This is a genomic window from Nocardioides asiaticus (assembly GCF_040049175.1).
GTDB classification, from domain to species: Bacteria; Actinomycetota; Actinomycetes; order Propionibacteriales; family Nocardioidaceae; genus Nocardioides; species Nocardioides cheoyonin.
Genome location: NZ_JBDZDM010000007.1, coordinates 1 through 25,958, shown reverse-complemented (window position 1 = coordinate 25,958; position 25,958 = coordinate 1). Strand labels below are relative to the sequence as shown.

12 protein-coding genes and 2 tRNA genes are annotated in these 25,958 nt (G+C 70.2%); 10 read left to right on the top strand and 4 right to left on the bottom strand.

Annotated features, from left to right (window positions below):
* Positions 1-57 precede the first annotated feature (57 nt).
* From dusB to ABLE53_RS21850, 7 genes are all read left to right on the top strand, one after another.
* Positions 58-1,206, top strand: coding sequence for a tRNA dihydrouridine synthase DusB (gene dusB, locus ABLE53_RS21880; protein WP_348861277.1), 1,149 nt, complete (start codon positions 58-60; stop codon positions 1,204-1,206).
* Between the two features lie 189 nt (positions 1,207-1,395).
* A complete protein-coding gene (locus tag ABLE53_RS21875) occupies positions 1,396-2,316 on the top strand; it encodes a VldE C-terminal domain-containing protein (RefSeq protein WP_348861276.1) in 921 nt (306 codons plus the stop codon).
* Positions 2,317-2,346: 30 nt separating this feature from the next.
* Entirely contained in the window at positions 2,347-3,609 is a 1,263-nt protein-coding gene (locus ABLE53_RS21870; RefSeq protein ID WP_348861275.1) for a deoxyguanosinetriphosphate triphosphohydrolase, read from the top strand.
* Positions 3,610-3,677: 68 nt separating this feature from the next.
* Positions 3,678-4,610, top strand: a complete 933-nt coding sequence (locus tag ABLE53_RS21865) for a 2-hydroxyacid dehydrogenase (protein ID WP_348861274.1) — start codon at positions 3,678-3,680, stop codon at positions 4,608-4,610.
* 60 nt (positions 4,611-4,670) lie between these two features.
* Positions 4,671-6,575, top strand: a complete 1,905-nt coding sequence (dnaG, locus tag ABLE53_RS21860; protein ID WP_348861273.1) for a DNA primase — start codon at positions 4,671-4,673, stop codon at positions 6,573-6,575.
* 51 nt (positions 6,576-6,626) lie between these two features.
* Positions 6,627-7,487 carry a TIGR03620 family F420-dependent LLM class oxidoreductase gene (locus ABLE53_RS21855; protein ID WP_348861272.1) on the top strand — a complete coding sequence of 287 codons (861 nt, stop codon included), beginning with the start codon at positions 6,627-6,629 and terminating at the stop codon, positions 7,485-7,487.
* Between the two features lie 90 nt (positions 7,488-7,577).
* Positions 7,578-7,653 (top strand) — tRNA-Asn (locus ABLE53_RS21850).
* A gap of 101 nt (positions 7,654-7,754) precedes the next feature.
* Here ABLE53_RS21850 and ABLE53_RS21845 read toward each other — a convergent pair.
* Positions 7,755-10,346, bottom strand: coding sequence for a helix-turn-helix transcriptional regulator (locus tag ABLE53_RS21845; protein WP_348861271.1), 2,592 nt, complete (start codon positions 10,344-10,346; stop codon positions 7,755-7,757).
* A gap of 167 nt (positions 10,347-10,513) precedes the next feature.
* Between ABLE53_RS21845 and ABLE53_RS21840 the strand changes: the two genes are divergently transcribed.
* Both ABLE53_RS21840 and ABLE53_RS21835 read left to right on the top strand, forming a co-directional pair.
* Positions 10,514-20,662 carry a DUF7927 domain-containing protein gene (locus ABLE53_RS21840; protein ID WP_348861270.1) on the top strand — a complete coding sequence of 3,383 codons (10,149 nt, stop codon included), beginning with the start codon at positions 10,514-10,516 and terminating at the stop codon, positions 20,660-20,662.
* 110 nt (positions 20,663-20,772) lie between these two features.
* Positions 20,773-20,846, top strand: a tRNA-Ile gene (locus ABLE53_RS21835).
* A 65-nt stretch (positions 20,847-20,911) separates the two neighbouring features.
* Here ABLE53_RS21835 and ABLE53_RS21830 read toward each other — a convergent pair.
* The 3 genes from ABLE53_RS21830 to ABLE53_RS21820 are packed head-to-tail and all read right to left on the bottom strand — an operon-like array spanning position 20,912 to position 23,924.
* Complete coding sequence (locus ABLE53_RS21830; protein ID WP_348861269.1) at positions 20,912-21,340, bottom strand: hypothetical protein; 429 nt, start codon at positions 21,338-21,340, stop codon at positions 20,912-20,914.
* A 34-nt stretch (positions 21,341-21,374) separates the two neighbouring features.
* Positions 21,375-22,340: an aldo/keto reductase gene (locus tag ABLE53_RS21825; protein WP_348861268.1), complete on the bottom strand. Its 966-nt coding sequence runs from the start codon at positions 22,338-22,340 to the stop codon at positions 21,375-21,377.
* Positions 22,341-22,379: 39 nt separating this feature from the next.
* Positions 22,380-23,924 (bottom strand): serine/threonine-protein kinase, encoded by a 1,545-nt coding sequence (locus ABLE53_RS21820; RefSeq protein ID WP_348861267.1) that lies wholly within the window; start codon positions 23,922-23,924, stop codon positions 22,380-22,382.
* A 183-nt stretch (positions 23,925-24,107) separates the two neighbouring features.
* Here ABLE53_RS21820 and tyrS point away from each other — a divergent pair, with 183 nt between their 5' ends.
* Positions 24,108-25,379 carry a tyrosine--tRNA ligase gene (tyrS, locus tag ABLE53_RS21815; protein WP_348861266.1) on the top strand — a complete coding sequence of 424 codons (1,272 nt, stop codon included), beginning with the start codon at positions 24,108-24,110 and terminating at the stop codon, positions 25,377-25,379.
* Positions 25,380-25,958 lie beyond the last annotated feature (579 nt).

The window sequence follows — 25,958 nt, the reverse complement described above, 5'->3', positions numbered from 1 at the left end:
GTACGCCGGCGCGGCGGGATTCGCCGTCCGTGCGCCGGGTCGCGGACAATGGGAGGTATGTCCCACCCGACCACGCCGTACGCCGGACTCACGCTCGGCGGCCTCCACGTCGAGACCCCCGTGGTGCTCGCGCCGATGGCGGGCATCACCAACGCGGCGTACCGCCGGCTGTGCGCGGAGCAGGGCGCGGGACTCTACGTCTGCGAGATGATCACGTCCCGCGGCCTGGTCGAGGGCGACGAGCACACCAAGGACATGCTGGTCTTCGACGACGCGGAGACCGTGCGGTCGGTGCAGCTCTACGGCACCGACCCGGTCTATGTCGGCAAGGCCGCCGAGATCCTCTGCGCCGAGTACGGCGTCGCCCACATCGACCTCAACTTCGGCTGCCCGGTGCCGAAGGTCACCCGCAAGGGCGGCGGGGGAGCGCTGCCGTGGAAGCGCGGGCTGCTCGCCGAGATCCTGGAGTACGCCGTGAGGGCTGCGGCGCCGTACGACGTGCCGGTGACGATGAAGACCCGCAAGGGCATCGACGACGACCACCTCACCTACCTCGAGGCGGGTCGGATCGCCCAGGAGTCGGGTGCGGCGGCGATCGCCCTGCACGGGCGCACCGTCGCACAGGCCTACTCCGGCACCGCCGACTGGGACGCGATCGGCGAGCTCGTCGCCAGCGTCGGCATCCCGGTGCTCGGCAACGGCGACATCTGGGAGGCCGCCGACGCGCTCCGGATGGTCGAGCAGACCGGCGCGGCCGGTGTCGTCGTCGGCCGCGGCTGCCTGGGCCGCCCGTGGCTCTTCCGCGACTTGGCTGCCGTCTTCTCCGGCCGCGAGGTCACCACCCTCCCGAGGCTCGGCGAGGTCGCCGCGATGATGCGCCGCCACGCCGAGCTGCTCTGCGAGCACATGGGCGAGGAGCGCGGCTGCAAGGAGATCCGCAAGCACATCAGCTGGTACCTCAAGGGCTTCCGCGCCGGCGGCGAGCTGCGTCGCTCGCTCGCCCTCGTCGACAGCCTCGCCGCCCTCGACGCGCTCCTCGAGCGGCTCGACCCGGACGAGCCGTTCCCGGTCTCCGAGCTCGGCGCACCGCGTGGCCGGCAGGGGTCGCCGCGCGACCGCGTAGCGCTGCCCGAGGGCTGGCTCGACGACGCCGACGGGCGGGGCTGCGGCTTCACCGAGGACGCCTCCGAGACGTCCGGGGGCTAGGGCCGAGATCTACGGATCACGCAAAGAAACACGCCTGAATCCGCAGATTTCCACAGGTGAGATTGGGATACCCCCTCGGGATTGTGTTCTACTCGTCCGACGTGCGCTCGCCATCCGCCTCCTTGGACCGACGGGGATGACGTCGCACAGTCCCCGAGAACGCAGTAGTCGACGCAAAGGATCAGCGCTGTGGCCAACAGCCACAAGCGGGACACCGATGCCCGCCCCAAGCCCTCCGCCGTCAAGATCGCCGGCACGGTCGCGGTCTTCGCGACCGGCGCGGCAGTGGTCGCCGGAGTGGCCCTGAAGACCCCCGACAACCAGAACCTCGTCGCCGAGGACACCGCCGCGAAGCAGTCGGCGTCGGCGACCCCCACGATGCGCGCGACGGCCGAGCCGCGGCGCGAGGCCAGGAGCGTCTCCCGCTCCTTCAGCCGCTCGTCGGTGGCCGCCGCGGAGTCGCTGGTCACCGGCGACACCCGCGCCCGCACGGTGCGCGAGACGGCCACCAAGATGTGGACCACGACCGACCTCAACCTGTGGACGCTCGCCGGCATCGGCTCCCGCATGCTCGACGTCGTCCCCGAGGGCAGCCCGGTTTCGTGGACCGGCCGCACGGTAGCCGGCCGCGACGAGATCGTGGTCGACGGCGTCGTCCGTTGGGTGACCCACGGCTACCTCAGCAAGGACAAGCCCGAGCCGGAGACGGCTGGTGCCTCCGCCGGTGCGTCGGCCGGTGGCTCCGCCGGCCTGTCGATGGCGCCCTGCCCCGACTCCTCGGTCGAGAACGGCCTCACCGACGAGGCCGTCCACGTCTACCGGTCGGTGTGCCACGCCTTCCCGATGATCACCACCTACCTTGGCTGGGACGATCACGGCGAGCACTCGTCCGGCAAGGCGATCGACATCATGACCAACGACAAGGCGCTCGGCGACCAGATCGCCGCCTTCCTGCAGGCGCACGCCTCCGAACTCGACCTCTACGACGTCATCTGGTGGGACCGCATCTGGACACCCGTGCGGGCATCCGAGGGATGGCGAGCGTACGGCGACCACGGCTCGGCCACCGCCAACCACATGGACCACGTCCATGTCTCAACGAACGGCTGAGCTCCGCCCGAGCCCCTAGAGTCGGCAGCGATGGACGAGCTGTACGACGCATCCGACCGGGAGCGCCTGGTCGCGGAGCCACCCAAGCGAGTGGTCGCGCCCGAGCGGACGCCGTTCGAGCGCGACCGCGCGCGGGTGGTCCATGCGGCGTCCTCGCGCCGGCTCGCGGCCAAGACCCAGGTGGTGGGCCCGCAGTCGGACGACTTCGTCCGCAACCGGCTGACCCACAGCCTCGAGGTCGCGCAGGTCGCGCGCGACCTCGCCCGGGCGCTGACCGGCCCCGACAGCAGCCAGCCCGACATCGCCGAGACCGCGGCGCTCGCGCATGACCTCGGCCACCCGCCGTTCGGCCACAACGGTGAGGCCGCGCTCGCCCGGCTGAGCGAGGGGTGCGGGGGCTTCGAGGGCAACGCCCAGACGCTGCGGCTGCTCACCCGCCTGGAGGCCAAGACCATCGCCCCGGACGGCACCTCCGCGGGCCTCAACCTCACCCGGGCCACGCTCGACGCCTGCACCAAGTACCCCTGGCGCCGCGCCGAGGCTCCCGCGACCCGGAGCGCCCCGAAGTTCGGCGTCTACGAGGACGACCTGCCGGTCTTCCGCTGGATGCGCCCTCCCGAGACCGGGCGGCGGCAGTGCCTCGAGGCGCAGATCATGGATCTCGCCGACGATGTCGCCTACTCGGTCCACGACGTCGAGGACGGCATCGTCGCGGGCCGGCTCGACCTGGCCCGGCTCGACCTCGACGCGCTCGCCGAGACGACCGCCGTCTGGTACGTCCCCGGCCTCGATCGCGCGACCGTCGCCGCCACCATCGACGGCCTGCGCGAGGGCGGGTGCTGGCTGACCGAGAGCACCACCGGGCCGGCGTACGACGGGACGAGGCGGAGCCTCGCCGCGCTCAAGAACCTCACCTCCGACCTGATCGGCCGGTTCTGCGGTGCGGTCCAGGAGGCGACGTACGCCGCCGGCGGCGGTCCGTTCGTGCGCTACCGCGGCGACCTCGTGGTGCCCGAGGAGACCCGGCTCGAGATCGCGGTCCTCAAGGGCATCGCTGCGCACTACGTCATGCAGGCCGACGACCGGCTGGCGTCGATGAGGCGCCAGCGCGAGCTGCTCGCCGAGCTGGTGACGGCGCTCGCCGACCGGGCGCCCGACGTGCTCGACCGGCCGTACGCCGACGACTGGCGCGCCGCGGCCGACGACGCGGGCCGGCTGCGCGTCGTGATCGACCAGGTCGCCTCGCTCACCGACGTCACCGCGGTCGCCTGGCACGCTCGCCTCGGTGGTTGAGGAGGGCCACCTCGGTGGTTGAGGAGGGCCGCCAGGCCCGTCTCGAAACCGCCGGTAGTCTCCGGAGCGTGAGCGAACCCCTCGTCTGGCTGCCGTTCGACCCCTCCGAGCTCTGGCCGGACGGCCCGCCGCCCGGGCTGCGCATCGAGGTCGTCGACCCGACCAAGCACGTGCCTGACTCGGTCTCCCAGGTGCGGTTCTACGTGACGCCGTACGCCGCGGGAGCCGCCGTCGGCGACGTCCTCGACGAGATGACCGAGCTCGAGGTCGTCCAGACGATGACCGCCGGCGTCGACAATCTCCGCGGCCGGATCCCCGAGGGCGTGAAGCTGTGCAACGGCCGCGGCATCCACGACACCTCGACAGCCGAGCTCGCGGCCACCCTGGTGCTGGCCAGCCTGCGCGACATCCCCGGCTTCGTCCGCGACCAGGGGAACCACCGGTGGAACCAGGGCTACCGCCAGTCACTGGCCGACAAGCGCGTGCTGATCGTCGGGTACGGCGCGATCGGCGCCGCCATCGAGGCACGGCTGCTGCCCTTCGAGTGCGACGTCGTCAGGGTCGCCCGCACCGCGCGCGAGACTGAGGCCGGCCCGGTCCACGCCTTCGACGAGCTCCCGGCGCTGCTGCCGGACGCCGACGTCGTCATGCTCGTCGTACCCCTCACCGAGCAGACCAGGGGCATGGTCGACGCCGGCTTCCTCGCGGCGATGAAGGACGGCGCGCTGCTGGTCAACGTCGCTCGCGGCGGTGTCGTCGTCACCGACGACCTGCTCGCCGAGCTCCGGTCGGAGCGCCTCCACGCGGCCCTGGACGTCGTGGACCCCGAGCCGCTCCCCGCTGATCACCCGCTCTGGGACGCGCCCAACCTCCTCCTCACGCCCCACGTGGGCGGCCCCAGCAGCGCCTTCTGGCCGCGGGCCACCCGGTTCATCCGCGAGCAGCTGGAGAGGTACGCCGCCGGCGAGCCGCTCGCCAATGTGATGACGGGCGAATACTGACCGCGCCGGACCTGTGGAGTCGGTCCGGCGCCGTCCCCGCCGGACCGTAGGATCGTGCTCGTGGCAGGCCGGATCCGGGAGCAGAGCATCCAGGAGGTGCGCGAGAAGGCGCGCATCGACGATGTGGTGTCTCAGTACGTCACGCTCCGCCGCGCCGGCACCGGCGCGCTCAAGGGCCTCTGCCCGTTCCACGACGAGAAGTCCCCGTCGTTCAACGTCACGCCGAGTCGCGGATTCTTCAAATGCTTCGGTTGCCAAGAGGGCGGCGACGTCATCGACTTCGTCATGAAGATCGACGCCCTCAGCTTCACCGAGGCGGTGGAGCGGCTCGCGGAGAAGTACGCCGTCGACCTCCAGCGCGAGGAGGGTGACCGCGACGACCGCCCGCGCGGCCCGAGCCGCGGCAAGCTGGTCGAGGCCCACAAGATCGCCCAGGAGTTCTACGCCGAACAGCTGCTGGCGCCGGACGCCCTGATCGCCCGGCAGTTCCTCGCCGAGCGCGACTTCGACCGCGAGGCCGCCGAGCGGTTCGGGGTCGGCTTCGCGCCGCGCGACGGCGACGCCCTCTTCAAGCACCTCCGCGCGCGCGGCTTCACGGCCGACGAGCTGGCCATCGCCGGTCTTGTCGGCCGCAGCCAGCGCGGGTCGGCGTACGACCGGTTCCGCGGCCGGCTGCTGTGGCCGATCCGCGACGCCAGCGGCGACGTCATCGGCTTCGGTGCGCGCCGGCTCTTCGACGACGATCGGATCGAGGCGAAGTACCTCAACACCGCCGAGACCCCGATCTACAAGAAGTCCCACGTGCTCTACGGCATCGACCTCGCCCGCAAGGAGATGGCGAAGAGCGGACAGGCCGTGGTCGTGGAGGGCTACACCGACGTGATGGCGTGCCACCTCGCGGGCGTCTCCACCGCGGTCGCGACCTGCGGCACCGCCTTCGGCGACGACCACGCCAAGGTGCTGCGCCGGTTCATCGACGACCGCGACGGGATGCGCGGCGAGGTGGTCTTCACCTTCGACGGCGACGCCGCCGGCCAGGCCGCCGCGCTCAAGGCGTTCAAGGGCGACCAGAACTTCGTGTCCCAGACCTACGTCGCCATCGAGCCGGACGGGCTCGACCCCTGCGACCTGCGGATCAAGAAGGGCGACGAGGCGGTCCGCGAGCTCGTGGGGAAGCGGCAGCCCCTCTACTCGTTCGTGCTCCGCAACGTCGTCGGCAAGTACGACCTCGCCCGCGCCGACAGCCGCGTCGACGCGGTCCGAGAGGCCGCCGGGCTCGTCGCCTCGATCCGCGACCAGGCCAAGGTGACCGCCTTCGCCCAGGAGATCTCGCGGCTGGTCGGCGCCGACGTCGACACGAACGCCGTCCTCCGAGAGGTGCGCCGGGCGTCGAGCCGTCCGAGCGCGCCCCAGCAGCAGCGGCCGAGGCAGCCCGCCGCGACGGCACCGGCTGCGTCCGCCGAGCCGCCGCGGCGGGCGCCGATGCCCCATCCACGGGAGCCGCGCTTCGGGGTGGAGCGCGAGACGCTCAAGCTCGCGGTCCAGCACCCGCTGGTCGTGGGCCGGACCACGGCCGACGTCGGCCCCGACGACTTCACCCACCCGCTCTACCGCGCGGTGTGGCAGCTGGTGGCCGACGCGGGCGGGCCCGCCGCGGGCGCCGGCGACCACGGCTGGGCCGCCCGGCTGCGCGACGCGGCCGCTGACCCGATGGTGTCGGCGATGGTCGCCGAGCTCGCCGTCGAGCCGCTGCCCACCGCGAAGGAGCCGGACGCGGCCTACGTCCTCCAGCACGTCGTACGCCTGCTCGAGCTCACCGACCAGCGCCGGATCGCCGACGTGAAGTCCCGGCTCCAGCGTGCCGACGCCGCTGCCGACCCCGAGGCCTACCGGCAGCTGTTCGCCGAGCTGGCCAGGCTCGAGCAGCACCGCCGCTCGCTGCGCGACCGGGTCGTCTCGGACTGACCGCGGAGCAACCGTCGGAATAGTCCCGCGCGGGGCCGGGGTTGCGCCGACATGAACCCCTTCGGAGTCCGCGGAGCCTGGCTACGCCGACAGCAGCCGCCCGACGAGCTGGTGACGACCGCGCGGGGTCTCGAGGAGCTCGGCTACGACACCGTCTGGATCTCGGGCGGCGGCGAGCCGGGGATCTTCGACATCCTCGAGGCGGTCCTCGACGGCACCGAGCGGATCCTCGTCGCTCCCGGCATCGTCAACATCTGGGTCGAGACGCCCGAGTCGGTCACCGACGGCTGGCACCGGCTCGAGGAGAGGCACCCCGGTCGGCTCTACGTCGGCCTCGGCATCAGTCACGGCCGGCTGGTCGAGGGGATGGGGCTCGACTACTCCCGGCCCGTCGCCACGACGCGGGCCTTCCTCGACGGGCTCGACGCGCAGACCGACCCGCTGCCGGTCGACCGGCGGATCGTGGCGGCTCTCGGCCCGAAGATGCTCCGGCTGGCCGCCGAGCGCTCGCTGGGCACCCACCCGTACCTCACCACCGTCGACAACACCGTCGCCGCCCGGGCGGGTGTCGGGCCCGGCAAGGTGGTCGCGACCGAGCTCGGGGTCGTGCTCGAGCCGGATCTCGCCGCTGCGCGGGCGCAGGGCAAGGAGGCGATCGCCTACTACCTCGGCCTGCCCAACTACACGAACAACTGGCGACGCGCCGGCTTCACCGACGAGGACCTCGGCGACGGCACTCCCGCGACGGTCAGCGACCGCCTCGTCGACGCGCTCCTGGGGCTCGGCGACGCCGCCGCGGTCAGCGAGCGCATCAGGGCGCACCGCGATGCCGGCGCCGACCACGTCTGCGTCCAGGTCCTCGGCTCGGCGCCAGACCCGCTGGCGGTCTTCGCGGCGCTGAAGGACGCCTGACTCCTGGTGCGGCGCGCGGCCCCGTCGTACACGACCTCGATTTCGGTGCGGCTCGGATGAGTTGCTAATGTTCCCTGCGCACCACAGCGATCCCCTGTAGCTCAACTGGCAGAGCATTCGGCTGTTAACCGGAGGGTTGTTGGTTCGAGTCCAACCGGGGGAGCCACACGACGAGGCCCCGATCTGCGGATCGGGGCCTCTCGTCATCCCACGGCGCCGAACCGTGTCGACGCGTCGCGGTGCGTCAGCCGTTCAGCAGTCGCCGCGTCACGACGCCAGGGCCGCAGCCAGTGAGGCACGAGTGTCGACGCCCAGCTTGCGGAACACCTTGTGGAGGTGGTTCTCGACGGTGCGGATGCTGATGCTGAGCCGGGCCGCGATGGCCTGGTTCGACAGCCCGACCGACGGCAGCTGGGCGATCTCGTACTCCCGCCCGGTCAACACCGGCGCCGCGGCCACGTCGAGAGCCGCGAGAGCATCAGGGCCGTATCGGGTCAGCCGCTGCCGAGCCTGTTCGCGCGCCGCGCCGGCCCGCGTGGTCGACCCGGCCGAGCGGAGCGCCCGGATGCCGGCGATGTAAGCGTTGACGGCCAGGAAGACCAGACCCGCGTCGGCGAGCTCGCCCGCGCCCCGGAGCGTGTCTTCGGGGTCGTCCGCTGCGAGCGCGGAGAGGAACGTCTCGAAGTGGCGGGCGACGCCGGCGGGGATGGTGGCGGCGAGCTTCGCGAGCACGCGTATGCGCTTCGGATCGGGATGGTCGGCGAGGGAGAGCACGCCCACCACGAGGGCCGAGCTGAGCAGGTCGCGTCCGCGCAGATCCTCGTACTCTGCCCACAGGCGGTCACCCGCGAGCTTGCGCGCCTCGCCCGGCGGCAGGTCGGCGCCGTCGAGGTGGGCGAGGGTGTACGTCGGGCTGGCCAGTGGATACCAGCTCGGACCGTAGTGGAGCGCGCGGGCCTGCTCGGCGAGGTTGCGCGCGGCGGTGGGCCGGTCGGTGTCGAGCGCGAGCGAGGCCGCGATCGAGAGCAGGCCCATCTCGGCGGGCCGCTGTAGCGCCGAGTAGACGCCCGTGGACAGCACCGACGTGAGCAGGGTGCGCAGCTCGGCGAAGCGCAGCTGGAGCCGGAGGACGACCGCGATGAAGTAGGCCTGCGAGGTGATCCCGTCGATGTCGTTCCGCGTACGAGCCAGCTCGAGCTGCGTGGTCGCCCACACGACCAGCTCGTCGAAACGACCCTCGAGCAGCAGCCCGAGCCCATACGCCGCCTGCTGGATCTTCGCGAACGGCTCCTCGGACAGGGACGGTTGGTCGAGCACCTCGAGTGCCTCCGCGGTGCGGCCGTGCGCAACCAGCAGCGCGGCGTGGACCGACAGGGACGCCTGGTCGAGGGTGATGTCGCGCCCGTCGCCCCGGTCCACCGCCACGCTCTCGGGCGCTTGGGCATGGTCGATCAGCAGCGTCACGTACGCCTCGACCGCCGCCAGGACCGGCATCCACTCGTCCGGCTCTGCCCGGGAGCGGTCGAGGATGGCGCGGACCCGGTCGAGGTCGTGATCGACCAGTCCGACGGCGAGCGCAGCCCAGTCGTCGAAGAGCACGACGCCGCGCCGGTCGCCCGAGCGGGGCGTCGTCTCGATGACCACATGGACCGTCTCGGGGTCCGCGTTGGTGACGAGCAGGGTCCGCAGGTACGCGGCGCCCGTCCGCGGCGTGGGGTTGGCCTGCCACTCGCTGCGACGTACGAGGGTCTCGCGGTGCCAGTGCTCGAGGAGCAGCCGGTTGACGATCGCAGCGCTGGTCAGCGACGGCGGGTGCACGTCCTCGTGCCCGTCCGCCCACGTGCCCACCGGCGCGGTGCGGGGTGGCAGCCCGGGCACGCCGCCTAGGGCGAGGGCCACCTCCTCGTCCACCCGGAGGTGGCGGGCGCCGATGTCGATCTGCCGGAACCGCTCGGCCAGCAGCGGCGGGTAGGTGCCGACGAGCATCTCGCCCCCGCGCGGCACGAAGCGCAGCAGGCCGAAGCCGTCGAGCTCCTCGAGGACCTCCCAGTCGGCGAGCTTGCGCGCCGTGGCCACGTCCACCACGCCCGCCAGGGAGAGCGCGTGCAGGCCGTCCAGCGCCGGCGGGCTGAGGTGCTGGAGCAGGGGCTCGAGCGTACGCAGCAGCCCTGGCGTCCACATGTCGGTGGAAGCCGTCCAGACCCCCTTCACCTTGGTGAGGCTGCCGGCTTGGCGGGCGCCGTCCACGATCGCCAGCTCGATGCCGGGCAGCCCGCCGGAGGCGGTGAAGATCCGGTTGACCACCGCAGCGTCGACCTGGGCGCCGAGGACGGTCCCGATGAGGCTCTGCGTCTCGACGTACCCCAGCGTCGGCACCGGCAGGATGACCCCGGGCTGCACCTCGGCCGGGACGCGGTAGGGGCGGCGCGTACGCCGGGGGCGCGGCGCCGTCGCGGAGAGCACCGGAAAGGGGTGGTCCGCGTGGGCGGCGACCAGTACGCCGGCCGAGGTCTCGTCCAGGTCGTCGGCGTCGTCGACCGCGATGACCGTACGCCCGTCGCGTACTGCCTCGATCACCGCCAGCGTCGCCGCGGCGACCGCGGTGGTCGCCTGCGCCGCCTGCCGGCGTCCGATCAGCCCGGCGATCGCCAGCGCCTCGAGCGGCCGGTCCTGGAGCGCGGCGACGCCGCGGACCCGCAGCAGCCGGTGCTCCCGGTCCTCCAGCTCCTTGCCGATCGTCCGCAGGAGCTGTGAGCGACCGGAGCCGGGCAGACCGAACAGGTCGACGCTGGTGCCCGCGAGCAGATGACTGGTCGCCTCGTCCCTGACGGCGTTGTGCAGAGGCACCTCGGCGCTCATGGGTCGATCCTCGCACCGATCCACTCACGAATTGAGCCTCACCACTCATTGATCTGCCGTTTACCACTCAAGCCAGCCGTCTCGCGGGTGAGTAGGCACCTACGCGCGCGTTAAGTGGGCGTATCCACTCAATTTCCGGGTGTCCTGCCCGGTGGAAGGTGTCGAAGTTGCCCAGGAACGCGTACGCGCACCGCTCCTCGCTACCGCTCGCGACCCGTCGCTGGCTCCGAGTAGCGCTCGTACCGCTGGTTGCTCTTGCCCTGTCGGTCACCGCGATGCCCGTCGCGGCGGCGGACGAAGGCGACCAGACCGGCGACCAGAGCAGCGTGACTCTGGTCGAGCCCTCGGGCGACCCGACCTCCAACACCGAGGCGAATGGGGAGGATGAGGATTCCTCCGGCGGTGCGGGCACGACGGAACAGGACGGTTCTGACGACGCGTCCGACCCGCCCACCGGGACCGGGGAGTCAACCGACTCCGACGTGCCGTCTGGGTCGTCCGGTGGCTCGTCCGGCACCAAGAGTCGAGGCGACCTCGTGCGCGCCGGTGAGACCGAGACCGGGGACGCGGAGGGCCCGGACCCCGTCGACCTGCCGAACCTGGTCGGCCTGACGGCGGCCGATGCCGAAGTCACCCTGACGGATCTCGGCCTGGAGTGGACCGTCGAGTACGTGTGGACCCTCGACTCGACGCAGGCCGGCAAGGTCGTCGAGCAGACGCCCGCGACCGGCACCACCGTCGCTGCTGGGACAACGGTCGTCCTCGGGATCGGTGTCAGCGACAAGAACGTCGTGAACCTCGGCGTCAACCGCATCAAGGTCGCACCCCTCAATACCGACTGCTTCGACGACGAGCACTTCCTGAACCAGGAGTCCCGCGGCGGCACGACCAACGCGATCGAGCTGAACCGGATCCAGTGCATCAGCACCTTGGACGGCTCTGTCACGCAGGTCGTGGACTTCTCGGGCCTCATCCCGGAGGAGACCAACGGCCTGGCGGCGTACCTCGACGAGAACGACCACCAGATCGTGTACTTCACCTCGCACTACCTCACCGGGCACGCGAACGCCCCCGAGGGCGGCTCGCGCATCTACCGGTACGACTTCACCACCGGCGAACTCCAGTGGTGGTCCACGCCCGGCACCCCTTCAGGCACCGGCGACAACCTCCGCGTCCGCCGCGGCGCCGCCGACCCGACCACCGGCGTGTACTACTTCTCGACCTCGAACGACGACCCGACGACGACCGCCGAAGACTACGTCACGCATAACCTCTACGCGTTCAGGTACGCCGGTTCCGGCTCGCAGGCCTGGTACGTGGGCACGATCAGGACCCCTTCGTACGGCGGCCAGAGCGGCGACTTCGACTTCACTGCCAGCGGCGACCTGATCTTCGTCACCGGCGGTCAGGAGAGCGGCGGCAACTACGCCGCGCACATCCTCGTGGTGTCCGGCCAGCACGTGCCGAGCGCACCGGGGTCGGCAATCGACGTGTCCGCGACCTGGGTCGCCACGATCCATAAGACGGGCAACGGCGCCGGGGTCGCGTTCGGAGCGGACGGCAGCCTGTACCTCTCGGACACCGACGGTCACATCTGGATCTTCGACCCCGCCGACTGGAGCGCGACTCCAAAGGAGCTGATCCAGAACGGGCTGGGTGGCAAGGGCTACTCCGTGGACCTGTCGACGATGCCGCCGTACTTCCCGTCCTCGCTCGGCAGCAAGCCGCTGACGGGCGCGGTCACCGGATCGGCAACGTTCAGCCGCGACTACGACTGGAAGGTCGAGAAGCTGGTCAAGGACGGCGACACCTGGGTGTCGGCGGCGGAGCGCAAGTCCATGCCGAACGCCGGCCAGACCTTCGACTACAAGGTCGTTGTGACCCCGGCCGGTCCGCAGGACTCTGGTTACGTCGCCACGGGCACGGTCACGCTGACCAACCCCAACACCGCGGACGTGCCCGTCACCGCCCTGACGGTGAAGATCGGCGACGAGACGTTCACGGTCGCGGTTCCAGAGGGCACGACGGTCCCGGCCAAGGGCTCGAAGACGCTCGACTTCAAGGTCACGCTGACTTCCGCCCCGGCCACGAACGCCACCATCACGGCCTCGGCGGTCAGCGGGACCGGTAGGACGTCGGCCTCCGGCGCCCTCACACTGGCCGAGTCGCCCACGACGGTGACCGACCGGTACGCGACCGTCACCGACGTGTTCGACAACGGCACGCCGAGCGTGACCACCGATGACGTCACCGACGCCCTCGCCGCCAGCAACGCGCGCCTCGACGCCACGAAGGGCGCGAAGACGTACGAGTACGAGCGGACGGTGACCGCCGGCGCCGCTGGCGCGACGTTCACCGGGCTCAACGAGGTCACCGTCACCCCCTCGGGTGTCCCGGCAACCGAGGATGACCCGACCGGGGAGCAGCCCACGCCGGGCGACGACCAGAAGTCCGGTGATCTGACCGACGACGCCAAGGTCGTCGTACGCTCCGGTCAGGACCTCAGCGTGGTCAAGGACGTGGACGCGAGCCTGGTCCGTACGTACGGGTGGGACCTAGAGAAGTGGGTCCAGGACGCCGACGGCACCTGGGTCGAGTCCACCGAGAAGCAGGCCGGCGCCGACAACAAGGCGAGCTTCGACTACAAGGTCGGCGTCTCGCTGGACGACCCGGACCACGCCGACTCCGACTACGTCATGAAGGGGACCATCTCGGTCACCAACCCGAATTCGTGGCCGGTGACCGTCACGAAGGTCATCGACACGCCGTCCTTCGGTGACGCCGTGACTGGCTGCGCCGTCGACGGAGTCGACGCGCAGGGCGGTGCAGTGATCCCCGCCGGCAAGACGGTCGAGTTCGACTACACCTGCGACATTGCGGAGGGCCAGGCCCCGAGCCTCGTCGGTACCAACAACGCCGCCATCGAGTGGAACCAGGCCGAGGCGTACTCCTCGAGCGCGTCCGACGACTACACCGTGACCGTCACCGAGGACGATATCGACGACGCGTGGACGATCGCTCCGGTCAACCAGACGGTCACGGTCGTGGACGACAAGACCGACCCGGAGCACCCGGTCGTGCTGGGCACGGTGACCCGCCAGGCCGACGCGACGCTGAGTTCGGTCGCTGCGCAGGGCGTGACCACGGACGGTGCGGGTGTGTTCATGTACTCGCTGGCGCAGGCCGGTCCTGCCCAGACGGGGATCTACACCGACGACTATGTCAACACGGCGTGGCTGACGACGACCCCGGACACCCCGGCCGCGCCCAGCACACCGGGGGTGAAGCTCCCCGACACCGAGGACTCGACGACCGTGAAGGTCTGGACGCCGTCCGGTGCGATCGACAAGAGGGTAGTCAGCGTCAGCCAGAACGCCGACTTCACCTGGACGATCGTCTACGCCATCGACGTCTCCAACGACTCGACAGCGAACGTCCCGCTGACCTACGACGTGAAGGACAAGCCGGACTTCGGCGACGGGGTCACGGTGAACTCGGTGAAGCGGATTGATCTGCTGACGGCGACGACGCTGACGCCGGACGCGGACGGTATCTACACCGTCGCGCAGGCTCAGACCCTGCGGCGTGGGCAGCACCACGTCTACCTGATCTCCGTCAACGCCTCGATCTCGGCCGGCGCGAGCGCGGTCGGGTTCGACAACGACGCCACGGTGCTCAACCACGACACGGGTGTCAAGGTCGACGAGGATGACGCGACCGCGACGCCGAGGGCGCCCGAGGTCACCAAGGTGGCCAAGGGGGCGGTCCGCGTCGAGGGGACCAACAAGTGGACCGTCACCTACGAGGTGAAGGTCACCAACCCGACCGGCCAGCTGCTGGCGTACGACCTCAACGACACCCCGACGAGTGTCGACGGCACCACGGCGACGTGGTCCGTCTCCGGGCCGCAGGAGCTCTTCGGGCTGTGGAGCGTCCTGCCTGGTCGAGGGACCTCGGCCCTGAAGACGGACTGGAACGGCACTGCAGGGCACACCCAGATCGCCACCGGCACGCTGCCTCCGGGCCAGACCCACACGTACACCGTGACGGGTGTCCTCACCGTCGCCGCCGGCGCTGACTTCCAGTCCCTGGGGACCGACGGGCTGAAGAACACCGCCGTGGTGACCAACGGGGTCGGCACCGACAACGACAACGCAGAGGTGAAGATCGACGTCGACCCGGCCAACTGGTCGCTGACCAAGGAGTCCGACCCGCCGACCGGCTCGGTCGTCCAGCCCGGTGACACGGTGACCTACACCGTCACCGTCACCAACGACGACCCGACCAATCCCCGGCGGCCGCAGGACGTGGTCATCACCGATGACCTGTCGAAGGTTCTGGAGTACGCCACGTTCAACGATGGCAGCATCACGACGTCGATCGGCCGGGCGAAGCTGTCCGCTGACGGGAGCAAGCTCGTGTGGAAGCTCCGCGCGCTCACCGGCCAGGCAACTCTCGAGTACACCGTCACGATCCACAATGACGAGGACGCGTACGGCAAGACCATCAACAACCTGGTCACCGGCACGGCGACCACGCCCGACGGTCCTGACGAGGGTACAGATCCTGACCCGCTGCCGCCGACCGACGACGAGCCGCGCACCACGACGCACAGCACGCCGGTGCCGGTGACCGCTGCGGTGACCGCGGCGGCTGACTACAGCCGCGACTACGACTGGAAGGTCGAGAAGTTCGTCAAGGACGGAGTCGACGAAGACGGCACCGACGTGTGGGTGCCGGCGGCGGAGCGGAAGTCGACGCCGGGCGCCGAGCATGCCTTCGAGTACAAGGTCGTGGTGACCCCGACCGGTCCGCAGGACTCCGGCTATGTCGCCACGGGCACGGTCACTCTGATCAACCCCAACGACGACGCTGTGCCGGTGACTGCGCTGACCGTGAAGGTCGGCGAGAAGACCGTCACCGTCCCGGTCGCTGAGGGCACGACCGTCCCGGCCAACGGCTCGAAGACGTTCGACTTCACGGTCGAGCTGCCCGGGCGCCCCGCGGCGGATACCGCGGTGTCGGCGACGGCGGTCACCGGCACGGGCACGGCCCCGGCCACCGGTGCGCTGCCTGTCGCGTCGAAGCCGACGACGGTGACCGACCAGTACGCCACGGTGACCGACGTCTTCGACAGGGCCACCCCCGAGGTGAAGGACGACGACATCACCAAGACGTTGGCCGCCGGCGACGCCCGGCTCGACGCCACCAAGGGTGCCCAGACGCTGACCTACGGCAACTCCGTGACTGCAGGTGCTGCCGGAACCACGCTCACCGGGCTCAACGAGGTCACCGTCACCCCGTCGGGTGTCCCGACGACCGAGGGTGACCCGACCGGGGGCCAGCCCACGCCCGGCGACGACCAGAAGTCCGTCGACCTGACCGATGACGCCAAGGTCGTCGTACGGTCCGGTCAGGACCTCGACGTGACCAAGACGGCGGTGGGCAGTCTGACCCGGACCTACGGGTGGGATCTGGAGAAGTGGGTCCAGGACGCCGACGGCACCTGGGTCGAGACCACCGAGAAGCAGGCCAGCGCGCGCAACAGGGCGAGGTTCGACTACAAGGTGGTCGTCACGCCGAACAGCGGCAAGAACGCCGACTCGAACTGGTTCCTGACCGGTGAGATCACGGTGGTCAACCCCAACAGCTGGGATGTCGCCGCGTCGATCTCCGACGTGCCGGACTTCGGCGTGGACGATTTCGCCTGCACGCTGGCCACGGACTTCACAGTCCCGGCCAACGACAAGGTCACCGTCGAGTACACGTGCGTCTTCCCCAGCAAGCCCAGCCTGACGGGGACGAACACCGCAACCGTCATCTGGAACGCGGCAGAGGCGTTCTCCACCGGCTCGAAGGACACCCACGTCGTCGACGTCAGCGCGGCCCAGTGGATCACCACTCCCGCCAACTCCACCGTCACGATGGTCGACGACAAGACCGACCCGGAGCACCCGGTCGTGCTGGGCACCGTCACGCGCAACGACGACGGCACCGTGAGCTCGGCCGCTGCGCGGCGCGTGATCACGAACGGTGCGGGGGTGTTCACCTACTCGCTGCCGAAGCATGGTCCTGCCCAGGCGGGGACCTACACCGACGGCTACGTCAACAAGGCGTGGCTGACGACTCCGGACACCCCGGAGACGCCGGGCGAGCCGGCCGCCCCGGGCACCAAGATCCCTGGCACCGAGGACTCGACGACCGTCAAGGTCTACAGCCCCGCTGGTGAGGTCGAGAAGTCGGTCGTGAGCACGACTCAGAACGCGGACAAGACCTGGACGGTGGTGTACGACGTCGTGGTGACCAACACCTCGACGGAGGGTGTGCCGCTGACCTACGACCTGCGGGACCGGTTCGACTTCGGTGCCGGCGTTACCGCGGTGAACAGCCACGGCGTGGAGGTCGACACGGATGCGGTCAAGGCGCACCTGGTCGCCGGCTGGGACGGCAGGGCCAACACCCTGCTGGCCGACGCCGTCACGCTGGCGGCGAACGAGGAGGGCACCGCCAGCCACACCTACACCGTCACGGTGAACCTCACCGTCAACGCCGATGTGCGCTTCCGCAACATCGCGACGGTGTCGGACGACGCCACCGACGAGCCGCTCGACAGGGACCGCGCGACCGCGAAGCCGGCTTCGCCGAGCGTGAACAAGGTCGCGGGTGTGCCGACGCGGGTCGGCACCACCGACACCTGGCGAGTGGTCTACATGGTCGAGGTGGAGAACCCCTCCGACCAGCAGCTGGCCTACACCCTGACCGACACCCCGGCCGCCCTTCCCAAGGGCGTCACCCTGACCGGGTCGTGGCAGACCTGGGGCGCGGTGGAGTTCTGGGTCGGGCAGTCCGCGCGGAACACCGCCTGGAACGGCGACACCGTGACCGAGCTGGCCACCGGTGTACTGCCTGCCGGCGGGAAGCACACCTACACCATCACCGGTACGGTGCGCGTGGCCCCGGGGGCCGACCTCACCGCGCTCGCGACCGAAAATGGCGGCCTGCTCAACGATGCGGTCGTCACCAACGGCGTCGGCAAGGACGAGGACGACGCGGTCGTCAAGATCGACGTCGACCCGGCCAACTGGTCGCTGACCAAGACCTCCGACCCGACGACGGGCTCGGTCGTCAAGCCGGGTGACACCGTCACCTACACCGTGACGGCGGAGAACCTGGACAAGGACAACCCGGCCCGGCCGCAGGACCTGGTCATCACCGATGACCTGACAGAGGTTCTGAAGTACGCCGACTTCGACGACGACAGCATCGAGCCGTCGGTCGGCGCGGCCAACCGCTCCGGCACCGAGCTCGTGTGGACGATCCGCGAACTCGCGGGCGAGGCGACACTGAAGTACACCGTCACGATCCACAAGAACGAGGACGCGTACGGCAAGACCATCAGCAACGTTGTCACGGCGACCATGCCCGACGGTGACGACGCGGGTACGGATCCGGACCCGCTGCCCCCCGCGGACGACGAGCCGCGTTCCACGACGCACAACACCCCCGTGCCGATGACCGCCGAGATCGACGCGGCCGCATCCTTCGCTCGTGACTACGACTGGAAGGTGGAGAAGTCGGTCGACAAGCACAGTGCGGTGGTTGCTGAGGGCGATGATGCGACGTTCACCTACCAGGTGACGGCGACGCCGACCGGTCCGCAGGACTCGGCCGCGAAGCTGACCGGCAACGTGACGCTGTCGAACACCAACGCGGACCCGATGACGGTCGGTGTGAAGGTGACGGTGCCCGGTGGGAAGAGCGAGGAGATCGCACCGGTGACGGTGCCGGCCAACGGCAGCATCAAGGTGCCCTACGTCGTCGACCTGGCGTCGGTGCCGACCGAGGCCGTGGTCGCGACCGTGACCGTCACCCAGCCGGGTGCCGGTGGCACGACCGAGGCGGACTCCTCCGGGACGGAGTTCGCCACTCCGACGGTGGTCACCGATCGGTACGTGAGCGTGTCCGACGTGTTCGAGAAGGGGACGCCGACGGTGATCGACGACCAGCTCGACGCCGAGGAGATCCTCGCGTCCGAGTCCGGGACGTGGACCTCCGAGGAGTACACCCAGAAGGTGGGCTCCGAGCTCGCCGCGGGCAACTCCGAGGACTACACCAACGTCGCCACGCTGACCCCGGTCGACGAGGACGGCGACCCGGTGCTCGACGATGGTGGCAAGCCGGCCTGGACCGACGAGCCCACCGACGAGGACGGGAAGCCGACCCTGCCAAAGGACGACACCGAGACCGTCGAGGTCAACGTGCCCTCGCAGTGGACGCTGACCAAGGAGTCCGACCCGAAGTCGGGTTCGACGGTCAAGCCGGGTGACACGGTGACCTACACGGTGACCGCGACCAACATCGGCCGCGACGGCAAGGCTGCGATCCAGGACGTGAAAATCACCGACGACCTGTCCGACGTCCTGAAGGACGCCGATCTCGTAGACGACGGCGGGGCGACCTTCGACAAGGATGCCAAGACGCTGACGTGGACGATCGCGAGCCTGGCCCACAAGGAGACCCTGACCTACCAGGTCAAGGTCAAGGACGGTGCGTACGGCAAGACCATCGGCAACGTGGTCACCGGTACGGCGGCGACGTCGGACGGCTCGGACCCGGACGAGACGCCTGACCCGCTGCCGCCGACGAACGACCGGCCGAGCACCACGACGCACGACACGCCCGGCCTGCCGAGCGTCGAGAAGCACGGGTACAAGGCCACCGACAACGGCGACACGACGTTCGGGATCAGCTACGACGTGACGGTCGCCAACAAGTACGACGAGGATGCGCCGTACGTCCTGACCGACGAGCCGCAGCCGCCGACGGGTCTGCTCCTGGCCGGCGACGAGAAGTGGCACGCCAACGTCGTCAACGCCGATGGCAGTCTCGGCAGCGAGATCGCCACGTGGAGCAACGGCGAGATGACGATCGCGACAGGGACGCTGGCTCCTGATGAGTCCGTCACCTACCGCGTGTCGGCGACTGTCGCGTGGGACGCCCAGGTGCGGCCGCCGGCGGAGCAGCACAGCGCTGACGCGGGCACCGACGGCGTACTCGTCCCGAACACCGCGACGGTGGCCGCGGACTTCGACGGGGACGGCAAGCCGGACCTCGACGCGAAGGGCAAGGCGGTCTTCGAAGCCAGTGACGACGGCGACACGACCATCACCACGCCGGTGTACGACGTGGCGCTCCGCGAGTGGACGTGCGGGATCTGGCGTGACGGCGAGCTGCTGTACGACAACCTGCACCACCAGCACTCGCACGACGGCCCGGACTACTACATCGCCGCGCTCGAGACCCAGGTGGGCGATATCTTCCACAAGCAGGTCCGCGTGTTCAACCAGGGCACGGAGACGGTCCAGATCGAGGAAGTCGTCGACTACCTGCCCACAGGTGTCGCGCTCTACACCGACCCGGTCCCGAACCCGAAGGACGACGAGTACGAGAACCTCGAGGTCGCCCAGGGCTGGACGATGCGCGACGGGATGGCGGTCTACACGCCGAGCGAGCCGATCGTGCTGGAGCCGGGAGCGATGGTGGCCATCGGCATGACCACGCAGATCACAGACGCGGTCGCACGTGACACCGAGGTGGCCTCGTACTACGAGGTCAGCAAGTTCAGCGCCGTCGTCCCGGTCACGGAGAACAACCAGGCCCTGTACGAGGACGCCACCGAGGCGGACCCGACCAGCGCCCCGGACGACGTGACGGTCTCGAGCTCGGACGCCACCGTGTCCAGTTCCAAGTCGAGCGACATGAGCGACATGGGCCGTGCGGTGAGCAACGCGCAGGTCGTCACGCTGTCCACCAAGGTGGCCAGGGTCATCACCGGGATCCTGCCGATGGCGGATGACGGACTCGAGGTCGGTGACTACGCCGCGATCGCGGCCACCGACGTGGACTCGATCTCGAACGCCGTCAACGACGAGCTCGATCAGGGCGCCGTCAAGATGAACGAGATCAACGAGCACGGCGTCCACACCGCCAGCGGCATGCTGATGGCCGACCAGGACGAGGACGACCACGACTACAACCTGATCCGGGTCGTCACGGCGGACACCTCGGTGGACACCTCCGATGAGGCTGCGACCGCGGGCTCCGACACGCCGGACGCCAGCTCGACCGCGTACCAGACGGGCAGTTCGGCCGAGCCGACCAGCGGTAGCAAGACAGGAGGGTTCCTGCCGAACACCGGCAACCCGGTCAGCCTCGCCCTGATCGGAGCGAGCCTCCTGACGATGGTCGTCGGGTCCGTGCTCCTGCTGATCTCCCGCCGGAAGCGGGACGAGCAGGAGGCTGAGCAGGAGCAGTAGCCGAAAGGCGCGCTGGGAGCCGCAGGACGAGGTCCTGCGGCTCCCGCACCGTCGTCTGAGGCCGCCCGGCGCCGCATCGGTGGGGCGTACGGGGTAGGTTGCCGCAGCGAGGGGCGGTAGCTCAGTCGGTCAGAGCAGAGGACTCATAATCCTTGGGTCGTGGGTTCGAGCCCCACCCGCCCCACCGGCCCCACCGGCCCCACCCGACGCCCGCCGCGCACACCGTCGTACGCGCGACGCGTGCCTCCGTCAGCCCCAGACGCCGACCGCCACCAGGAAGACGAAGACGACCAGCACGAGCGTCATCGCGCCGAGCAGGACTTGGGAGACCACCGGGATCCTGCTCTCGGCCGTCAGGTGGTCGGCCGGGTCGGGGGAGGGCCCGTCGACCTCGGCCGGCTCGAGCAGCGAGCGCTGGGCGATGGTCGTCCCGAGCAGGGCGGCGAGCACCAGCGCGGCGAAGGTCGCCCAGGCGAACGCCGTGTCGCCGTACGCCTTCCAGCCGATCCACAGCAGCGCGGCGAGGATCGACAGCAGCAGGTGCCCGATCACCACGCCGGGGGTGAGCCGGGTCGCCCGGGCGTTGCTCTCCGGGCGGTCGGCGTCGACGACGTAGGTGAACTGGTAGACCACGAGCAGGAGCTGGACCAGGAAGAGTCCCATCACGAAGTTCGCCACGGCCCCGAACCTAGCCCTGCTCCGCCAGGAGTCGCTACATCGACACAGCGTGTGGCACGTACGGCGCGGCGAGCTCGGCGTACTCCTCCTCGGTGAGCCTCAGCTCGGCCGCGGCGACCGCGTCGGCGAGGTGCTCCGGCTTGGTCACGCCGACGATGGGTGCCGTGACGGCCGGGTTGGCCATCACCCACGCGAGCCCGATCTGCGCGCGCGAGACGCCGCGACGTCCGGCCACCTCGCCGACCTTGTCGACGATGGCGCGGTCGGAGTCGACGTAGAGCCCGGTGGCCCGCTCGTCGGTCTCCTGCCGGGCCGTCGACTCGTCCCACGGCCGGGTCACCCGGCCACGGGCGAGCGGCGACCACGGGATCACCCCGACGCCCTGGTCGAGGCAGAGGGGGAGCATCTCCCGCTCCTCCTCGCGGTAGAGCAGGTTGTAGTGCGGCTGCATCGAGACGAACCTCGTCCAGCCGTTCCTCTCGGCGACGTGCTGCGCCTTGGCGAACTGCCAGGCGTACATCGACGACGCGCCGATGTAGCGCGCCTTCCCCGCCTTCACGACGTCGTGGAGGGCCTCCATCGTCTCCTCGATCGGCGTCGAGTCGTCCCACCGGTGGATCTGGTAGAGGTCGACGTAGTCGGTGCCGAGCCGGGTGAGCGAGGCGTCGATCTCGTGCATGATCGCCTTCCGCGACAGCCCGCGGCCGTACGGGCCCGGCCGCATCGGCATGTAGACCTTCGTCGCCAGTACGACGTCGGCCCGGTCGGCCACGGACCACAGCGCCTTCGCGGTGTACTCCTCGCTGCTGCCGCCGTTGTAGGCGTTCGCGGTGTCGAATGTCGTGATGCCGGCCTCGAGCGCCTGCTCGATGAGCCGCTGGCCCTCCTGCTCGCCGAGCACCCACTGGTGCCCGCCGCGGCTCGGGTCGCCCCAGCTCATGCAGCCGAGGACGACCTTGGAGACCTTGAGGCCGGTGTTGCCGAGGTTCACGTAGTCCATGCGCGCTCTCTCGTTGGGTTGCCGTCGGGTGGTGGTCGATCAGTCGCCGTCGATGAGGTAGCGCCCGTCCTGGTAGACGAGGCGCAGGTGGACCTCCTCGGTCCGCGTCTTCCCGTCGTCGTAGGTGTAGGTGTAGCGGTAGGTCACGCCCAGGTCGTCACCGAGCTCGGGGGTCACCTCGTGGATGCCGTCGATCCGGACGACGTGGCCCCAGAAGCCGGAGTAGCCGGCGAGGCCGCCGCTGGCCTGCTGGAACGCGGGCGTCAGCATCTGGTAGCCACTGGCGGGGTCGCTCGACGCGGTGCGCAGGTAGTCGTCGACGAACGAGGTGACCCCGTCGGCGGTCGGGCCGGCGGAGGCGGACGGCGACGCGCTCGGCGACGAGGACGGATCGCCGCCCGCTCCGCCCGCTCCACCGGCGTTGTCGCGGCCGTCGTCGGACGGCCCGCCGCGTCCCAGCAGCGCGACGGCGATCACGACGGCGGCGAGTACGACGGCGGCCGCGGCCAGCAGGGGCAGCAGCTGTCGCCCCCGGCCGCCACGCGTGCGCGGCCGCCGGCGTACGCCCGGCTCGGGGGCGATCCGGGCCGGCGGCGTGGTGGGTGGTGGGCCCGGCGGTGCACCGGCTGGTGCGCCCGACGGTGCGCCCGACGGTGCGCCCGACGGCGCGCTCAGCGGTGCGGCCTGCGAGGCCACCGGACCGGCCGGGCCGGACGCTGCGGGGGCTGCCGACATACCTGCCGAGCCGGCGAGGCCGGGGAGCACGGCGGTCGCCTCGGTCGACCGCGCCGGCTCGGCGTACGGCTTCCCGGCGAGGAACGCGTGCACACGCGCCATCGGCCAGCGCTGGGCCGGGTGGCGCACCATGGTGTGCTCCAGCACCGGTGCGAGCCGTCCGGCCAACCCGGTCCGGGGCGGGGCCTCGTGGACGATCCGGTAGAGCGCCCCGAGGACATTGTCCCCGACGTCGTACGGCGGTCGGCCCGTCACCGCATGGAAGAGCGTGGCCCCCAGCGACCAGACGTCGCTCGCCGGCGTGGCGGCGTGGCCGGAGGCCACCTCGGGGGCGAGGTACGCCGGCGACCCGGTGACCTGCCCGGTCTGCGTGAGCGTCATGTCGGTGTCCGTGCCGCGGGCGATCCCGAAGTCGGTCAACTTCGCCTGTCCATAGCGGTCGACGAGGATGTTGGACGGCTTGACGTCCCGGTGCACGACCCCGGCCGTGTGCGCGGCACGGAGTCCGTCGGCGACCTGGGCCAGGATCGGCGCCGCGTCCTCCGGGGAGAGCGGACCCCTGGCGGCCACCAGTCCGGAGAGCGTCGTGCCCTCGACGTACTCCATGACGAGCCACGGCTGGTCGCCCTCCGAGACCAGGTCGAAGACGGCGACCAGGTGCGGGTGGCTGAGTCGGGCCGCGAGCCGGGCCTCGCGCTCCGCCCGGGCCGTCGGCGCGCCGCCCGCGCTGACCGGGGTGAGCTGCTTGAGCGCCACGGACCTGCCGAGCACCGTGTCGGTGCCGAGCCACACCGCACCCATCCCGCCGCGCCCGAGCTCCCGCTCGAGCGCGTATCTACCTGCGATCACGCTTTTGCCTCCTGACTCGAATGACCCTAGACAGTCGCGCCAACGTGGCCGCACCCGGTCATGGAGGTACCCGTACGCGGGCGCGCAGGTGAACCGAATGGTCCGGGCGTGGTGGCATGCGGCAGGCTTGGACACGGTGCGTCCCGCCGGGGACCGCCGAGAATCATCCGAGAAAGGCTCATCGTGTCCATCGATCCCACTCTCCTCGACGACCTCGAGTGGCGCGGTCTCCTCGTCGACTCGACGGACCGGGACGCGCTCCGCGAAGCGCTCACCTCGGGGAGCGTGAAGTTCTATGTGGGCTTCGACCCGACCGCCCCGAGCCTGCACCTGGGCCATCTCGTGCAGGTCGTGACCGCGAAGCGGCTCCAGCTGGCGGGGCACACGCCGTACGCCCTGGTCGGTGGCGCCACCGGGATGATCGGCGACCCGAGGGAGTCCGGCGAGCGCACGCTCAACTCTCTCGACACGGTGAAGGACTGGACCGACCGCGTACGCCGCCAGATCGAGCCGTTCCTCGACTTCGAGGGCGAGAACGCAGCGACGATGGTCAACAACTACGACTGGACGGCGCCCCTGTCGACGATCGACTTCCTGCGCGACATCGGCAAGCACTTCCCGGTCAACCGGATGTTGGCCCGCGACGTCGTGGCCCGACGGCTCGAGCAGGGGATCAGCTACACCGAGTTCAGCTACGTGCTCCTGCAGTCGTGGGACTTCCTGAACCTCTACCGCGACTTCGGCGTCACGCTGCAGTTCGGCGGCTCCGACCAGTGGGGCAACCTGACCGCCGGCGTCGAGCTCATCCGCCGCGCCCAGGGCGGCCACGCCCACGCCTTCTGTACGCCGCTGCTCACGAAGAGCGACGGCACCAAGTACGGCAAGACCGAGGGCGGTGCCCTGTGGCTGGATCCCGAGATGATGTCGCCGTACGCGTTCCACCAGTTCTGGCTCAACGTCGAGGACGCCAAGGTCGGCGAGATGCTGCGGGTCTTCACCTTCCTCACGCGCGAGGAGATCGAGGACCTCGAGCAGCAGACGGCGGAGAAGCCGTTCCTGCGCGCTGCCCAGAAGGCGCTCGCCGACCACATGACGACGCTCGTCCACGGTGCGGGGGAGACCGAACAGGCCAAGCAGGCGGCCGCGGCTCTCTTCGGGGGTGGCGATCTCGCCACCTTGAGCAGCACGACGCTCGCCGCCGCGCTGCAGGAGGCGGGCGCGACTGACGTCAGCCGGGTGGACGGGCTTCCCGCAGTGGTGGACCTCTTCCTCGCCACTGGACTGGTGAGCAGCAAGAGCGAGGCCCGTCGGACGATCGCCGAGGGCGGCGCCTACCTCAACAACGAGCGGATCGAGGATCCCGAGGCAGTCGTCGACGAGAAGGATCTGCTCGGTGACGGGTGGCTGGTGCTGCGCCGCGGCAAGAAGCGCTTCGCCGGCGTACACCTCGTCTGACCTGCGAAGACACCGTGCCGACCGGGCCGGGAGAGGGCTCCGCACAGGGGCCCCTCCCGGCCCGACGCGTCCAAGGCTCGTTCCGATTTGGCATGCGCGACCGCGTCCCGTAATGTTCTCCGGGTCGCCAGGGAGCGGCGGGGAGCAAGCCCAGGGGGATGGGCTCCCGGCCCCGGGTCGACCACTTCCACTTCTCACTCACACCGAAGCCGGTGCGCGAGCTCAGGCTCACCACCAGGTTCCGGTCGCTGAGTCGCGTCGTGGCGGTGAGGATCTCGAAGACCCGCTGAATTGGAGCGGGCAATCGGATCCGATAACCTACCTCCGGCCGAGGCGAAAAGGCTTCGAGGCAGCAGCAAGAAAGCGCGGAAAGCGCCGAATTGCGAAAGCCGAAGAAAGTCCGCTAAGGTTGAGACAACAAGCTCCCGCAGGGGAGAGCGAAAAGCTCGAGCCACGGTGCGCGTGTGATTCTTGAGAACTCAACAGTGTGTCAATAGTCGACGAATTAGTTTGTTGTGCCCTGTCTTCTGCGCCTTTGTGGTGTGGGGGATGGTTTCTTTGACAGTGATTCTGATGGAC